Annotated in this window: 10 protein-coding genes; 8 read left to right on the top strand and 2 right to left on the bottom strand. The window is 65.8% G+C overall.

The window, feature by feature from the left end:
- Window positions 1-338: 338 nt before the first annotated feature.
- Together Mal64_RS00775 and Mal64_RS00770 are read right to left on the bottom strand one after the other, a co-directional pair.
- Window positions 339-2,132, bottom strand: a complete 1,794-nt coding sequence (locus Mal64_RS00775; protein WP_146395734.1) for a PQQ-dependent sugar dehydrogenase — start codon at window positions 2,130-2,132, stop codon at window positions 339-341.
- A 184-nt stretch (window positions 2,133-2,316) separates the two neighbouring features.
- Window positions 2,317-3,195, bottom strand: a complete 879-nt coding sequence (locus Mal64_RS00770) for a LysR family transcriptional regulator (protein WP_197525306.1) — start codon at window positions 3,193-3,195, stop codon at window positions 2,317-2,319.
- A gap of 695 nt (window positions 3,196-3,890) precedes the next feature.
- On the opposite strand from Mal64_RS00770, the gene Mal64_RS00765 reads away from it, so the two are divergent.
- The 8 genes from Mal64_RS00765 to Mal64_RS00730 all read left to right on the top strand — a co-directional run bounded on the left by Mal64_RS00765 (window position 3,891) and on the right by Mal64_RS00730 (window position 15,864).
- The gene (locus Mal64_RS00765; protein WP_391570408.1) at window positions 3,891-5,222 is read left to right on the top strand and encodes a CmpA/NrtA family ABC transporter substrate-binding protein; all 1,332 of its coding nucleotides are present in this window, start codon (window positions 3,891-3,893) and stop codon (window positions 5,220-5,222) included.
- A 64-nt stretch (window positions 5,223-5,286) separates the two neighbouring features.
- Entirely contained in the window at window positions 5,287-6,891 is a 1,605-nt protein-coding gene (locus tag Mal64_RS00760; RefSeq protein ID WP_146395727.1) for an ABC transporter permease, read from the top strand.
- 101 nt (window positions 6,892-6,992) lie between these two features.
- Complete coding sequence (locus tag Mal64_RS00755; protein ID WP_146395725.1) at window positions 6,993-7,853, top strand: ABC transporter ATP-binding protein; 861 nt, start codon at window positions 6,993-6,995, stop codon at window positions 7,851-7,853.
- A 174-nt stretch (window positions 7,854-8,027) separates the two neighbouring features.
- The gene (locus tag Mal64_RS00750; protein ID WP_146395722.1) at window positions 8,028-8,951 is read left to right on the top strand and encodes an ABC transporter ATP-binding protein; all 924 of its coding nucleotides are present in this window, start codon (window positions 8,028-8,030) and stop codon (window positions 8,949-8,951) included.
- A 64-nt stretch (window positions 8,952-9,015) separates the two neighbouring features.
- On the top strand, window positions 9,016-10,029 hold the full coding sequence (locus Mal64_RS00745; protein WP_146395720.1) for a GAF domain-containing protein: 1,014 nt from the start codon (window positions 9,016-9,018) through the stop codon (window positions 10,027-10,029).
- A 20-nt stretch (window positions 10,030-10,049) separates the two neighbouring features.
- Window positions 10,050-11,804, top strand: coding sequence for a DmsC/YnfH family molybdoenzyme membrane anchor subunit (locus Mal64_RS00740; protein WP_146395717.1), 1,755 nt, complete (start codon window positions 10,050-10,052; stop codon window positions 11,802-11,804).
- Window positions 11,801-14,041: a molybdopterin oxidoreductase family protein gene (locus Mal64_RS00735; protein WP_146395714.1), complete on the top strand. Its 2,241-nt coding sequence runs from the start codon at window positions 11,801-11,803 to the stop codon at window positions 14,039-14,041. The genes Mal64_RS00740 and Mal64_RS00735 overlap by 4 nt, the downstream gene beginning before the upstream one ends.
- Window positions 14,038-15,864, top strand: a complete 1,827-nt coding sequence (locus Mal64_RS00730; RefSeq protein WP_146395711.1) for a NirA family protein — start codon at window positions 14,038-14,040, stop codon at window positions 15,862-15,864. Before Mal64_RS00735 ends, Mal64_RS00730 begins: the two co-directional genes overlap by 4 nt.
- Window positions 15,865-15,992: the final 128 nt, after the last annotated feature.

Here is a 15,992-nt window from a genome sequence, read left to right as displayed (position 1 = left end):
TCTGCGCCGTTTGCAGCGGGCGGCGGCGGTCGCAAGGCGTTGTCCGCGGGGGCGTTACGACAAAATGGCTTTGGCCCAAGAATCGCTGCTGCGCGCCTGGCCAAGAACGATTGCAGAAATTTGGTGATCGATCGGCTATCAATACAATTGGGCGCCGCAGGGGTGTGAATCGACGCCGGCCGCTGCGTTCTTTCGCCCGATCACGCCATCCGAAGCCGCCCCGCTGCGTTTTTCAAGCCGATCGCTTGGTCCCATGCGCACGAAAATTTCTGAACGGCGACCGAGCGGCGCGTTTCTGAAATACTTTTGGCCGCGTGGAGAGATGGGTTGGAGAGCAATCAGCAATCAGCAATCAGCTTTCTTCTCTGAACGCTGAAAGCTCCCACCGCCAGAGCGAGCAAGAAGGCCGCCGCCGGCACGGGAACCGTCGCGTTCGACGCCTCGCTGAACAGCGGCGAGATGGAGCCGAAGTTGGCGACCCACACCTGGTAGTCCTCTTCGGTCACCACGCCGGGGGTAACCGACTCGTTGAGCAGCGTGAACTCTTCGCCGAGGTGGTCTCGCCAAACCGTGAAGTCGGCGGCGTTGACCATGCCGTCGTTGTTGTAGTCGCCCTCGCTCGGGTCGGGCACGTAGACCAAGCGGTAAACCTCGCCCGTGCCGAACTCCGTGAGCACGCCGGTCCAGCCGGTCTCGGCCGAGCAGCCGCTGGTGCTGCTGCACTCGTCGCCGAAGTCGATCAGGTAGACGTTGCCCGCGGCGTCCTCGGCGAACGACGAGAGCTGCACGAGCTCGAGCCCCTGGCCGGCGATCGAGGCCTGCAGCTCGGGGGTGATGATGTCGAAGCTGATGTCGCCGCCCAAGCCGGTGGCGTTGGGCGTGAAGTCGGCCGCCATGACCTTGGCCTCGGGGAAGTCGAAGCCGCCGAGGAAGTACTGGCCCTGCAGCGCCGGGTGCTGGTCGGGGCCGCGGTAGACGTAGCCGCCCGTGATCGAACGGATCGATTCGGGGTCGCCCGAGCGGGTGAAGGCGTAGACCGGGTCGATCGACTCGGGGCGGGGCCCCTCGCCGTCGGGGTCGAGGGGGCCGCCGTCGTTGGCCAGCCCCCAGCGTCCCGGCTCGTCGCCCTCGCGGCGGGGCCAGCCGAAGTCGATGCCGTATTCGACACCCGCGCCAGGCCCGGCCGACTGGCCGCCGTCGTCGAGTCCCATCACGCCGCCAGCGACGAAGTTGAGCTCCTCGGCGCCGCCGTGGCCGACGTCGCCGATCCAGAGGTCGCCCGTCTCGCGGTCGAAGCTCGCCCGCCAGGGGTTGCGGAGGCCGGAGTAGTAGACCTCCGGGGCGGTCTCGCCCGGCACGCCGTCGTTCGCCTCGTCGTCGCCGAAGTAGATGGTCGGGGTGAAGCCGTAGTTGCGGTCGGGGTCGCCCGGGCGGTCGTCGGCGCCGCCGACGTCGAGCCGCAGCATCTTGCCGCGCATCGAGCTGAGGTCTTGGGGGTTGTTCACATAGTGGCTGTCGTTCGACTGCACGCCGCCGTCGCCGACCGACATGTAGAGCCAGTCGCGCTCGTCGCCCACAGCGCCGGGGCGGAAGCCGATCCAGTCCATCGCGTGGGTGGCGTCGTTGGTCTCGAGCCCGGGGAACTGCATCAAGGTGCGTGAGAACTGCGGCGCGCCCGCCGGGCCCAGCACCCACTCCTGGAGCGTGTTGTTGGCGATCTGCGGGGTGGGGCTCGGCTCGAGGGCGATCAGGTAGAACTTGCTCCCCTCGACGTCGGGCTGGTAGTCGGGGTGGAACGCCAGCGAGTGCAGGCCGCCCTGCGTGTCGGTGTCGAGGCCGGTGACCTGGAGGAAGTCGGTGGTGGCGCCCGTCGCGAGGTCGTGGCGGACGATCGTGCCCGTGCCGATCCCGGCGCCATGGCCGGAGTCGCGTTGCGGCACGATGTAGAGGCCGTCGGAGTCGCCGGGGGCGTGGGTGGCGAAGATCGGCTTGTTGAGGCCGCCAACAACCAGCTCGAGTTCGTAACCGGCCCGGGCCTGACCGGCCGCAGCCGCGACAACGATCGCGGCCGGCATGAGCCAACCGCTCCGCACCGAGAGCCCACCACGCCCGAAGAAGTGATCGCCACGCATCGCCTGATCTCCAAGAGAAGCTGCATGGCAGGGCGGCGCAGCGACGCCGTTCCCCGCCTTTAGAAAAGTCCACCGCCCGGGCGATCCAACGTCTGAAAGCACCTGGATTAGTAGCCTAGTCGTATCCCAATAAGGGGTATAGGGTTTTTCCCAAAACAGGGCGTGGCGCCTGTTTGAGTGGCGTTCATGAGGTCCAACGCCGGCGGATCTCGTCGGCAAACGCCTTGACTACGCCGCTTTGCACACGGTTTCTCCGCCAGACCAGGGCGATTGAGCGGCTAGGGCTGGCGCCGCAGAGCGAGACGTAGCAGCGCGACTTCGACTTATCGGCCGCCGCCGCCGAGGCGGGCAGCAGGCTCACACCGTAATCGAGCGCCACCAGCTCCTGCACCGTGAGGATCTGCGAGCTGCGGCAAGCGACGCGCGGCTTGCACTCCTTGCCGAGGCAGTACGAGAGCACCTGCTTGCCGAGGCAGTGGATCGGGTCGAGCAGGATGAACGGCTCGGCCATCACGTCCTCGAGCGTCACCCGCTTCTTGGTCGCCAGACGGTGCTTCGGGTGGACGGCCAGCAGCAGTTCGTCCTCGAACAGCGGCTCGACGTGGAGCTGGTCGTCGTCGACCGGCATCGCCAACAGCGCAAGGTCGAGCGCCCCCGACTTGCACTCCTCGAGCACCCGGTCGGTCATCCCCTCGTGCACAATCACCTCGGCCTCCGGGTGCGAGCGGCCGAAGGCCTTCAGCACGGGGGGCAGCAGGTAAGGGGCGGCGGTCAGCATGGCCCCGACCGAAACACGCCCGCGGCCGGCGCCCGCCAGCTCGGCGAGTTCTTCTCGGGTGCTCTCGAGGCCCTCAAGCACGCTGGTGGCGCGGCCGTAGAGCAGGCGGCCGGCGTCGGTCAGGCGAACCTGGCGACCGAGGCGGTCGAACAGCTTGTGGCCGAGCTCCTTCTCGAGCTTGATGATCTGCTGGCTGAGCGACGGCTGAGCGACGCTGCAGGTCTCGGCCGCGCGAGTGAAGTTGCGTTCCTCGGCGACGGCGACAAAGTAACGAAGCTGGTGCATTTCCATTGAGCAGGAGCCCCTAATGACGGCTGAATCACGCAATCGCATCAATAGCAAACGGCTATTGGAAACCCATTAATAATACCCTAAGCGACTAGACCGAGAATCGCTTTTCCGGCGTTTTACGGTCATTACACGCAGACTTTTCTGGCGTGCAAGGCGACGCGCCCGGGTGCTGCGTCGTAAAGACTGTGTCGCCATGGGCCTACTGAGCATGGCGTTGTTGAGCAGGCGCAGATTCGTGATCCGTTGCGTGTGGTCCGCTCGCGAGCGATGGCTTCGTGGCGACGGTGTGAACGCCTCCTTCACTTTCGGCTCCAAGCAAATAAGAACCGCGCCACGCGATTAACATTTGCTTGTCTGGTGGGAATCGCCGCCCAATTAACGGGCAGCACAGCTTACTAGCGCGCAGCGCCGCCGACCGATTCGGGTGATTCTTGTTCGGTATTTACGAGCTGAGAATTGAGCTATTCCTAGTGGATTTCTCGAATATGGCTCGATCCGGGCCGGGCGCTGAATGGGATGCGGCGCACCAATTGCTTATCGCAGCACGCAGCGACCGGCGAGAGATCGGTTAAGCGATCCGCCCACATGGCGCCGCTGCACCGCGAAACCATCCATCGATTATCTGAGTCACGAGGAATCCCCCGGTGATTGGACCACGACGAACGCACGCTTGGTGGATCCGCCTCGCGATCCTCGCCCTGGGGGTTTGCACAAATGGCGTGCAGGCGCTCGCCGAGAAGAACCTGCTCGACGTCGAGAAGGACGAACTGAAGTTCGGCTTCATCAAGCTCACCGACTGCGCCCCGATCGTCATCGCTAAAGAAAAGGGGTTCTTCGAAGAGGAAGGCCTGCAGGTCGAGGTGATTGCGCAGCCGAACTGGAAGACGCTGCTCGACAACGTGATCAACGGCGAGTTGGACGGCGCCCACATGCTCAGCGGCCAGCCGATCGCCGCCACGATCGGCTTTGGCACCAAGGCCCACGTGATCACCGCCTTCACGATGGACCTGAACGGCAACGGCGTCACCGTGTCGAACTCCATCTGGGAGCAGATGCAGGAGAACGACCCTGACCTCGACACGGACGAGCCGGAGCACCCGATCTCTGCCGACGCGCTGAAGCCGATCGTCGACGAGAAGCTCGACGAGGGGGAGAAACTGCAGATGGGGATGGTGTTCCCCGTTTCGACGCACAACTACGAGCTGCGTTACTGGCTGGCGGCCGCCGGCATCCACCCCGGCATGTACACCAAGAGCGACATCGGCGGTCGCACCGACGCCGACGTCGAGCTCTCTGTCACGCCGCCTCCGATGATGCCGGCCACACTCGAGTCGGGCAACATCCAGGGCTACTGCGTCGGCGAGCCGTGGAACCAAGCCGCGGTCGACAAGGGGATCGGCGTGCCGGTGGTCACGAACTACGAGATCTGGAAGAACAACCCCGAGAAGGTGTTCGGCGTCACCCAGGACTGGGCCGACGAGAACCCGCAGACACACCTGGCGGTCGTCAAAGCGTTGATCCTGGCGGGCAAATGGCTCGACGAGACCGACGACGAGGGGAATCTCGTCAACCGCGAGGAGGCGGCCCGCATCTTGTCGCGGCCCGACTACGTGGGCGCCAACTACGACGTGATCAAGAACTCGATGACCGGGTACTTCTTCTTCCAGAAGACCGACAAGGTGGCGATGCCCGACTTCAACGTCTTCTTCAAATACCACGCAACGTACCCGTGGTATTCAGACGGCGTTTGGTTCCTCACGCAGATGCGCCGCTGGGGCCAGATCACCGACCCCAAGCCCGCCTCGTGGTACGACGAGACCGCCAGAGAAGTCTACAAGCCCGAGGTTTACCTCGAGGCGGCCCAGATCCTGATCGACGAGGGGCTCGCCGAGGAAAGCGACTTCCCGTTTGGCGCAGACGGCTACAAGCCGCCCACCAACGAGTTCATCGACGGCGTCTCGTACGACGGCAAGAAGCCGATCGAGTACCTGAACTCGCACGCCATCGGCAACAAGGACTGATTCCATTACTCCCTCCCCCAAGGGGGGAAGGAGAAACCAACCCCAGGCCGTTCGCTCGGACGCAATGAAATACAAGCTGATCAAGGCGATCGACATCGCCGGACTGAACTTCCTCACGCCGGTGGTGCTGCTGTGCTACGGCGAGGAGCGTGACAAGCAGATCAAGAAGATCGGCCAGTACATCGTCGTGCCGCTGCTCGCGATCGCGGCTTTCGTTCTAGCCTGGTTCTTCGTGTCGGAGCGGATCCAAACCAAAGCGGGCAAGCTGCCCAACCCGGTCGAGACCTGGCAATCGGCAAGCTCAATCTGGGCCTTTCACCGTCGGGAGAATGACAAGCAAGCGGCGTTCAATCTCACCGGCGCAGCCCGCGAGAAGAAGCTGGCTGAGGTCGAAGAACGGCTTGCCGCCCTGGAGTCGGTTGAGCAAGAGGCGGATCAGGCGGTAACCGAGGCTAAGGCCGAAGCGGCCGAGGCGCTCGCCGTGAAGATCGATCCGATCCGAGAGCGTCTTGAAGAGACCGAAGCCCGATTCGACCAGCAAGAAGCCGCTCGTGAGGCTCAGCTAGAAACGGCCGCCGCGGCTGCCGCCGACGGCGACCAAACGGCTCGCGACGCCTACGTCGTGCTGGTGCGTGAACACCGTCTTAAAAACGACGAGGCGAAAGAAGCGCTGCGCGTGATCAAAGACGAGGAGTCGCTCGTCCGCGGCTACAAAGACCCGGTGGTCGAGCGAGCCCTGGCCCGGCAGACGGCCGTGGCCGAGGAACGGCAGTATCTGGGCAAGATGCGCGACCAACTCACCCGTGCGAACCGCGAGACGAAAGTCGCCAAGGAAGAGGCCCGACTCGAGGCGGCCCAGGCGAAGCTCTACGCCGCCGACCCCGACGGGCTGTACAAGGCAGCCACCGGCGTGGTTCGCAGCGCCGACCGCATCGAGCGGATCGACGAGTCGGCCTACGCCAAGCCGGCGACCGTGCCGTACCAGATCAAGCGCTCCGTGCTCTGCGTGTTCACAGGGTTTTTGATCGGCTCGGCGATCGCGATCCCGATCGGCGTTCTGTGCGGGTTATCCAAGACCTTCATGGCGGCGATGACGCCGTTCATCGCGTTGTTCAAACCGGTCTCGCCGATCGTCTGGCTGCCGGTGGCGCTGATCATCGTCGGCGGTTTCATCCCCGACCCCGACAAGAACCCGCTGATGCAGTGGCTGTGGGACCTGCCGTGGTTGGGGCAGTACCAGATCAACCCGGCGTTCATCGCCTCGGCGATCACCGTGGCGCTCTGCTCGCTGTGGGCCACAATGGTCAACACGGCGTTCGGCGTGGCGAGCGTCGACAAGGACCACATCAACGTCGCCCGCGTGCTGCGACTGGGGTTCTGGGACCGGCTGCTGAAGATCGTGTTGCCCTCGGCGTTGCCGCTGGTGTTCGCGGGTCTGCGGATCTCGTTGGGCGTCGGCTGGATGGTGCTGATCGCCGCCGAACTGCTGAGTTCGAGCGAGGGCCTCGGCAAGTTCGTGTGGGACCAATTCAACAATGGCGCCAGCGACTCGTTCGCCAAGATGGTCGTGGTGGTGTTCATCGTCGGCGTGATCGGCTTGGCTCTCGACCGGATGATGATCGTGTTCCAACGGTTAGTGAGCTTTGACGGCGCGCCGACGGCGATCTAGGAGAGCGTTCAGCTGTCAGCGATCAGCTGTCAGTTTTTTGTGACAAGCAAACTATTTGCCCCTTCCACGAGCTGATCGCTGAGAGCTGACCGCTACCCCCCATGTCCTACCTCGAACTCGACAACGTGAACTTCGGCTTCGGCCCTCCTTCCAACCGATACGAGGTGTTGGAGGGGGCCAACCTGTCGGTCGATGAGAACGAGTTCGTCGCGGTGATCGGCTTCTCGGGCAGCGGCAAGAGCACGCTGATCTCGCTCCTGGCCGGGCTGGAGAAGCCCGACTCGGGCGAGGTTCGGATCGGCGGCGCGGTCGTCAGCAAGCCGGGGCCCGACAAGGGGATCGTGTTCCAGAACTACTCGTTGCTGCCGTGGCTCTCGGTGGTGGGCAACATCGAACTGGCGGTGAAGCAGGTCTTCCCCGACAAGTCGGGCGCCGAACGCCGCAACTACCTGCAGCATTACATCGACATGGTCAGCCTGACCGGCTCGGAGAGCAAGCTGCCGAGCGAGCTGTCGGGCGGCATGCGGCAACGGCTCTCGCTGGCACGCACGTTGGCGATGCAGCCCGAGGTGCTGCTGCTCGACGAGCCGCTCTCGGCGCTCGACGCGCTCACCCGCGCGGTGCTGCAGGACGAGATCATCCGCATCTGGGAAGAAGACAAACGGACGGTGGTGATGATCACCAACGACGTCGACGAGGCGGTGCTGATGGCCGACCGCATCGTGCCGCTCACCCCGGGGCCGAGTTCGTACCTGGGACAAGACTTCCCGGTGACGCTCCCCCGGCCGCGTGACCGCGCGACGCTCAACTTCAACCCCGAATTCAAGCGCCTGCGCAACGACGTGACGAACTACATGCTGCGGATCAACAGCGAGGCCAAGCAACTCGTGATCCGGCCCGAGACACCGCTGCCCGACCTCGAGCCGGTGCTGCCGGGCGAGCCGGTGCATCTTGTGGGCTGAAGAAAATAGCCCACGAAAACGCGCAAATTGCGGCAAATGAATCACAAGGCTTTATGGACACTCAACCCTCACTCTCCACACACACTCCAAATACGACCGGTTTTTCTGCCACCGAATGCTTGAACTGTTCTTCGATTCGTTACTTATTCGTCTTTATTCGTGGGCGGCTTCTGAATGTCTAACACAAACGACAACCGATACGTCGAGATCTTCAATCTCACCAAGGCGTACCCCAACCCGTACGCCGACGACGTGGTGGTGGTCGATGGCTTCGACCTGATCATGCGTAAGGGCGAGGTTGTGAGCGTCATCGGCCACTCGGGGTGTGGCAAGAGCACGGTGCTGACGATGGTCGCTGGTCTCAATGAGACCTCGGGCGGCAGCATCGCCGTGGCGGGGCGCGAGATCTCGGGCCCCGGGCCTGACCGAGCGGTTGTGTTCCAGTCGCCCTGCCTCCTGCCGTGGCTCACGTCGCTCGAGAACGTGCTGCTGGGCGTCGACCAGGTCTACCCGCACGGCACGAAGGCGGAACGTCGTCAGATCTGCGAGCACTACCTGGCCGCCGTGGGGCTCGCCGACTCGATGAACAAGTACCCGCGTGAGATGTCCGGCGGCATGCAGCAGCGCGTCGGCATCGCCCGGGCGATCGCGCTGAAGCCGCGGATGCTGCTGCTCGACGAGCCGTTCGGCCGGCTCGACTCGCTCACGCGGATGGACCTGCAAGACGTGATCATTGACATCCTCAACCGCGAGCGGATCACCACCATGATCATCACGCACGACGTCGATGAGGCGATCTACATGTCGGACCGTGTCTGCATGATGACCAGCGGCCCGGCCGCCAAGGTGGGTCAGCTGCTCGACCTGCCGTTCGAGCGTCCCCGCGTGCGGAGCGAGGTGCTCGAGCACCCGATGTACTACGACCTGCGCGGCAGTCTCGTGTCGTTCCTCGAGCAGCAAGACCACAGCGGCGACGATTCGAGCAACGACGATGGCACGATGCATGTGTTCCAGGCGATGACCACGACCACGCACGAACTGCCGGCGAGAGAGATCGCCCGCGAGAACAAAGAGACGCCGCTGGCGGCGGCCGTTTGAGGCGTCGCTCGCAGGCGCCGATTTCCAGGCAAGCATCCTCCCCCCCAGGCCCAGCAGACGGGATATGACGACTTACGGCGGAATCACGATCATGGACGAGACGGCCACCCAACCTACGCTGGGCGGTGCCGCGCGTGAGCTGGCCCCGGTGGTCGAAGTGTGGCGACCGACCGAAAGCGGAGATCGGCTCGAATGGGCCAGCGGCTCTTACGGGCCGCACCAAGCGTTGCAGGCCGAGAGCGCGACGATCACCTTCGCCCCCGGAGAAGGCCTGCCCGGCATGGCGTGGGCCGATCGCTCACCGGTGCTGCTCGACAACCTGTTCCAAGCCGGCTTTGTACGCGACCACACTGCCCGCGAGGCGGGTCTCACCAGCGGCATCGCTATCCCGTGCCTCAGCGGCGAGCGGCTGCACGGCGTGGTCGTTTTTCTCTGCGACCACAATTCGAATGCGCAGGGCGCTTTCGAGGTGTGGCGTCGCAACGACCGCGACGAGCTGAGCCTCGAAAACGGTTATCACGCCAATCTCGAACGTTTCGGCAAAGTGAGCCAGTACGTCAAGTTCCCGCGCGGCGCCGGGCTGCCTGGCAAGACGCGGGAAGCTCGCTTCCCGCAGTTGATCGGCAACGTTGGCGCGTCGAAAGAATTTATGCGCGCCGCCGGCGCCAAGGCCGAGGGGCTCGCCTCGGCCTTGAGCCTGCCGATCATGCGTGGAACGCTCGACATCGACTCGGTCGTGCTGATGCTCTCGGCCGCCAAGACGCCCATCGCCCATTGCTTCGAGATCTGGGCGCCAGCCGAAGGGTCATCGCCCACCGGCACGGTGTGGCGATTGGCGAGCGGCGTGTATGGGCCGTTCGTCGACCTGGGGCCCCCAAGCGCGACGATGCGGCTAGCGCCGGGGCAGGGGCTCGTAGGCCGAGCCGCCCAGACCGGGGCGCCGCTCGTATCGACGCGGCTGCCCGATTTCGAGCCGGGACGCGGCGACCAGCTCGGCGAGTACGGGCTGAACACCGGCGTCGCCTTGCCGTTCTACCAAGGCGAGCGTATCGCCGCGATCGTCACGATGATCCGCTAAAGGAAGCACACCGCTTAGGCATGCCCCCCGAAACGCTCACCGCCGATCCGCCACCTCCGCACGCCGGCAACGGCCACAGCGGCGTTGTGGTCAATGGCGCGCCAACGGTGCGGTCGCTGCTCGATGAGCAGCAGCGGATGACACCCGTGGAGCGGTTCGCCGACGCGCACGAGGCGGGCGTCGCCCCGGCCCAGTCAAAGTACTACCGCGACCTGATCCCGCTCACGGCCCCCGGAGAGGGCGAGCAATACGCGTTCGACGTCGACCTCGACGCGTGCAGCGGCTGCAAGGCGTGTGTGAGCGCGTGCCACCACCTCAACGGGCTGGAGGAGGGCGAGACCTGGCGTTGGGTCGGGCAGCTTAACGACTTTGGCTCGCAATCGGGCGCCGCAGCAGCGACGGGCGCGCTGCCGATCATCCAGCACATCACGACGGCGTGTCACCACTGCGTCGACCCGGGTTGTCTGGCCGGCTGCCCGACGAACGCCTACGAAAAAGACCCGGTCACCGGCGTGGTGCGCCACCTCGACGACCAATGCTTCGGCTGCCAGTACTGCACGATGGCGTGCCCTTACGAGGTGCCGCAGTACAGCGAGTCGAAGGGCATCGTCCGCAAGTGCGACATGTGCCACGACCGGCTCGCAGAGGGCGAGGCGCCGGCCTGTGTGCAGGCTTGCCCGAACCAGGCGATCCGCATCTCGGTGGTGAGCGTCGAGGAATCGAAGCGGGTGGGGCTCGAGGGGGAGTGGCTCCCCGGCACGCCGCCTTCGGACTTCACGAAGCCGACGACCGTCTATCGAAGCAAGAGGCCGATGTCGGCCACGGCGATCGGCGCCGACCGCGGCGTCGTTGAGCCGCAGCACGCCCACTGGCCGCTGTTGGTGATGCTCGTTCTAACACAAGCGTCGGTCGGCGGGGTGGCGCTCACCGCGCTCGCGCGTTGGCTCGCCGCTGATTCTTCGCCGTGGTTCGAGACCGCCTCGTTCGCCCTGGCCACCGGCATGGGCCTGGCGGGTCTCGGGTTGGCGCCGCTGCACCTGGGCCGGCCGCTGTACGCCTTCCGGGCGATCCTCGGCTGGCGCCACTCGTGGCTCAGCCGCGAGGCGCTCGTGTTCGGCGGCTTCGCCCCGGCGGCGATCGCCGCCACGCTGCTCGCCGCGCTGCCGCTCGTGCCGAGCGCGTGGACCGAGCCGGTGCTGGCCTGGGTCCCCGTTCCGGTCAGCTGGCTGCGGGCGCCCACGGAGCTCTCCGCCATCGCCGTCGGCGCCGCGGGCGTGTTCTGCTCGGCCATGATCTACATCTTTACCCGTCGCGTCCTTTGGAGCCACGCCATGACCTTCCTCAAGTTCGGTCTCACGCCGCTCACGCTCGGCGGCAGCGCCACGCTCGCCACCTGGTGCGTCACCCAGGCCGTCCGTGACCAGGCGGTCGGTGTGGTTGGCCCCATGCTCGCTCTGCTCGTGGCGACCGCTTCGGTGATCAAGCTGTTGCAAGACGCCTGGCTCATGCTTTGGCTGGTGAAGCCCGATCACCCGCTGGCGATGTCGGCCGGCCTGATGGTCGGGCCGATGCGCGTGCAAACCGCCCTGCGGTTCGCCTGCTCCGCCCTGGGCGGCTTGGTGCTCACTCTGGGCGCCGCCACGATCGGCGGCGTGCCCGGGGCGACCTTGGCCTGCATGGCGTTGGCGGCGGTCTTCGCCGGTGAGATCGCCGAGCGTTACCTGTACTTCTCCGCGGTCGTTCCCCTCAGGATGCCCGGCGGGATCAAGTCATGAGCACCGCGCCTACCCAGCAGACCGAACCGACCGGCGTCGCCGAGAAGCTGCGCTGCATCGTGCACAACCCGATCGGCGGCTCGCTGACGCGAGACCTGTTACGCACGCCGGGCGAGTTCGGCCTCGGTCAGGTGCCGGCCAAGATCAAGCCCGACGCCACCACGACGATGGTCTGCGGCTACTGCTCGACGGGCTGCGGGCTGAAGATCCACCTGAAGGAGGGCGAGGCGGTCAACCTGTCACCCACGACCGAGTACCCGGTGAACCTCGGCATGGCCTGCCCCAAGGGCTGGGAGGCGCTCTCCGTGCTCGACGCGCCGGACCGCGCGACCACGCCGCTGTTGCGAGGCCCCACCGGCGAACTCGAGCCGGCCGCCTGGGACGTCGCGCTCAACGAATTCTGTGACAACTTCAAGCGGATCCAGTCCGAGAGCGGGCCGGGATCGGTCGCCTTTCTCAGCACCGGGCAATTGGTCACCGAGGAGATGGCCCTGCTCGGCAGCCTCGCCAAGTTCGGCATGGGCATGCTGCACGGCGACGGCAACACGCGCCAGTGCATGGCTACCGCCGCTACGGCCTACAAGCAGTCGTTCGGCTACGACGCCCCGCCGTACACCTACCAGGACTTCGAGGAGTCCGACGTGATGGTGCTGGTGGGCTCGAACCTCTGCGTCGCCCACCCGATCATGTGGGAGCGTGTCTGCCGCAACCCACACGCCCCGAAGATCATCGTCGTCGATCCGCGTCGGACCGAGACCGCCGTCTCGGCGACCGAGCACTTGGCGATCAAACCCAAGAGCGACCTGGCGTTCTTCTACTCGGTGGCCCACGTCCTGATCCGCGAGGGCTGGGTCGACCGCGGCTACGTCGACGCCCATACGGCTGACTACGACGGCTTCGCCGAGTTCGTCCAGGCGTTCACGCCCGAGCGCGCCGCCCAGGCGAGCGGCATCGCGGTCGAGACGATCGAAGCCCTCTCTCGCACGATCCACGAGGGGCAACGGGTGTCGTTCTGGTGGACGATGGGCGTCAACCAGAACTACGAGGGGACCCGCATCGCCCAGGCGCTGATCAACCTGGCGCTGATGACCGGCAACATCGGCCGCCCCGGCACGGGCGCCAACAGCATCACCGGCCAGTGCAACGCGATGGGCTCGCGGCTGTGGAGCAACACCACCGGGTTGCTCGGTGGCCGTTACTTCACGAACGAGGGCGACCGCCAGCACGTGGCCGGCGTGCTCGGCATCCCGGTCGAGAAAATCCCCACCGAGGACAGCTGGCCCTACCACCAGATCATGGAGGGGATCCGCGAGGGCAAGATCCGCGGCCTGTGGATCCTCTGCACCAACACGGCCCACTCCTGGATCCACCAAAGCGACGCCCGGGAGCTGTTGGGAAAGCTCGACTTCTTAGTGGTCCAAGACATGTACCACACGACCGAGACTGCCCAGTTGGCCGACCTCGTGCTGCCCGCCGCCGGCTGGGGCGAGAAGGAGGGGACCTTCATCAACAGCGAGCGCCGGTTCGGCGTGGTCAAGAAGGTCCGCAAGGCGCCGGGCGAGGCGCTCAGCGACTTCTCGATCCTGCGGCTCATCGCCGAGGCGTGGGGCTGCGGCGAGATGTTCAAGGAGTGGACCACGCCCGAAGCCGCTTTCAAGATCATCCAGCGACTCTCGGCCGGTCTGCCAAGCGACATCACGGGCGTAGAAGACTACGCCGACCTCGACCGCGCGGGCGGCGCCCAGTGGCCCTGCACCGAGAAGGCCGTGGATGTCGATCAGCAACGCCGGCTGTTCGCCGACGGGCGGTTCTGTCACCAAGACGGCCGGGCCCGCTTCCTGTGGGAGGAGCCGCGGCCGATGCCCGAGCCGCCGGACAAGGAGTTTCCTTACCTCTTGCTCACCGGCCGCGGCGCCGCCTCGCAGTGGCACACCCAAACGCGCACCAGCAAGTCGGCCGTGCTGCGCAAGCTCTACCCGCAGAAGCCGTACGTCGAGATCGGCGCCCAAGACGCCAGGCGAGAGGGCTTCCGGACCGGAGACCGCGTGGCGCTCACGTCGCGGCGGGGGCGGATCGAGGTCGGCGTGACGGTCTCGCCCACCATGATGCCCGGCCAGCTGTTCATCCCCATGCACTACGACGTGACCAACCAGCTGACCCTGGCGCACTTCGACCCCTACTCGCACCAACCCTCTTACAAAGACTGCGCGGTCAGCATCGAGAAGGCGGCGAAATGAGCGACAGCAACGAATCAAACGGCTTCTCACCGGAGCAGCAAAGCTACCTGCAAGGCTTCGCCCTCGGGGCCGATGTCTCGCGCAAAGTGCAGGGGCTGCCCGTGGTGAGCGGCTCCGGCGGGCCAGCGGGGCAGACGGTCACCCTCGGCGGCGCCGCGCCGGCCGGCGGCGCCCCCACGGGGCCTGAGGCGATCCACCGTGAGGCTCAAGACCGCCAGACCGCCGCCGGTGGCAAGCTCGTCGCGGAGGAGAAAGCCAAACGCGACAAAGACCCGCTCACGATGTGGGACGAGATGCGCGACCGCGCCGCCGCGGGCGAGTTCCCCAAGAAGACCGACGTCTTCCTGACCAAATACTACGGCATGTTCTACGTCGCCCCGGCGCAGGACTCCTACATGTGCCGCTTGCGGTTCCCGGGGGGCGCCATCAACTCGTGGCAGCTCAAGGGCTTGGCCGACCTCGCCGACCGCTGCGCCGGCGGCTACACCGACATCACCACCCGCGCGAACCTGCAGTACCGCGAGATCCCCGCTAAACACCCCGTAAACGTGCTGATGGGCCTGAGGGACCTCGGCGTGCTGAACCTAGGCGCCGGCTCGGACAACATCCGCAACGTCACCGCCAGCCCGCTCAGCGGACTCGACCCCACCGAGCTCGTCGAGACCTTGCCGCTGGCGCGCGAGATGCACCACTACATCCTCGCCAACCGCGAGATGTACGGCCTGCCGCGCAAGTTCAACATCGCGTTCGAAGGGGGCGGCCGCATCGCTTCGCTCGAAGACACGAACGACATCGGCTTTACCGCCGTGGAGGTTGAAGCGGGGGAGGGCGACGACCTGTCGGGCGTCGCGTTCCAGCTCACCCTAGGCGGCATCACCGGCCACAGGGACTTCGCCCGGCCGACCGGCGTGGTGCTCAAACCCGAGGAGTGCGTGCCGGTCGCCGCCGCCATCGTGCGGGTGTTCATCAAGAACGGCGACCGCACCGACCGCAACAAGGCGCGCCTCAAGTACGTCCTGGACGACTGGGGCTTCGACAAATACATCGCCGAGGTCGAGAAGGAGATGGGCCGCGAGCTGCGGCGCGTGCCGGACGGCCGCCTCAAGCCGCGTGTGAGCGACGACCGCACGGCGCACATCGGCCCCCACCCGCAGGCACAACCGGGGCTCAACTACCTGGGCGTCGTCTTCCCGGTCGGCCGGATGTCGAGCGACCAGATGCGTGGCTTGGCCGACATCGCCAGCCGCCTGGGCGACGGCGAGATCCGGCTGACCGTGTGGCAGAACCTGGTGATCGCCAACCTGCCCGACGAGCGGCTCGAAGAGGCCAAGCTGCTGGTCGAGGGCCTCGGGCTCGACTGGCGGGCGAGCAGCGTGCGGGCCGGCTTGGTGGCCTGCACCGGAGCGGCCGGCTGCAAGTACGCCGCCTCGCACACCAAGCAGCACGCGATGCTGATCTCCGATTACGTCGAGGAGCGTATCGAGCTCGACCACCCGGTCAATATCCACGTCACCGGCTGCCACCACTCCTGTGCACAGCACTACATCGGCGACATCGGCCTCATTGGCGCCAAGGTTGAAGAGGGCGAAGACATGGTCGAGGGCTACGACCTGCTCGTGGGCGGCGGCTACGGCGTCCGCCGGGCGATCGCCCGCGAGCTGTTCCCCAAGCTCAAGGCAGACGACTGCCCCGCCGTCGTGGCTGGCATGCTGCAGGCCTACCTCGACCACCGCGCCTCGCCCGAAGAGGGCTTCGCCGAGTTCACCTCGCGGCACGAGATCGACCAACTGAAAGAGCTGTTCGCCGCGGTCTCCGTGGCTTGATTGCGAACCACGAAGGAACCAAGGAACGACGAAGAGTTGGACCACAGCGACACAACGAGCACGACGAATTTGCTTTGCAGAAATTTCTTGCGTCGTGCTCGTCGTGTCGTCGTGGTTCCTTTCCTTAC

This window comes from Pseudobythopirellula maris (assembly GCF_007859945.1).
In the GTDB taxonomy this organism is placed as follows: Bacteria; Planctomycetota; Planctomycetia; order Pirellulales; family Lacipirellulaceae; genus Pseudobythopirellula; species Pseudobythopirellula maris.
This window is presented reverse-complemented; position numbering and strand designations above follow the sequence as displayed.

Excerpts from the sequence above, each read along its gene's own strand:
- Mal64_RS00770 (WP_197525306.1), bottom strand. The coding sequence starts at position 3,195 with ATGCACCAGCTTCGTTACTTTGTCGCCGTCGCCGAGGAACGCAACTTC.
- Mal64_RS00730 (WP_146395711.1), top strand. The coding sequence starts at position 14,038 with ATGAGCGACAGCAACGAATCAAACGGCTTCTCACCGGAGCAGCAAAGC.
- Mal64_RS00750 (WP_146395722.1), top strand. The coding sequence starts at position 8,028 with ATGTCTAACACAAACGACAACCGATACGTCGAGATCTTCAATCTCACC.
- Mal64_RS00755 (WP_146395725.1), top strand. The coding sequence starts at position 6,993 with ATGTCCTACCTCGAACTCGACAACGTGAACTTCGGCTTCGGCCCTCCT.
- Mal64_RS00735 (WP_146395714.1), top strand. The coding sequence starts at position 11,801 with ATGAGCACCGCGCCTACCCAGCAGACCGAACCGACCGGCGTCGCCGAG.
- Mal64_RS00775 (WP_146395734.1), bottom strand. The coding sequence starts at position 2,132 with ATGCGTGGCGATCACTTCTTCGGGCGTGGTGGGCTCTCGGTGCGGAGC.
- Mal64_RS00760 (WP_146395727.1), top strand. The coding sequence starts at position 5,287 with ATGAAATACAAGCTGATCAAGGCGATCGACATCGCCGGACTGAACTTC.
- Mal64_RS00740 (WP_146395717.1), top strand. The coding sequence starts at position 10,050 with ATGCCCCCCGAAACGCTCACCGCCGATCCGCCACCTCCGCACGCCGGC.
- Mal64_RS00745 (WP_146395720.1), top strand. The coding sequence starts at position 9,016 with ATGACGACTTACGGCGGAATCACGATCATGGACGAGACGGCCACCCAA.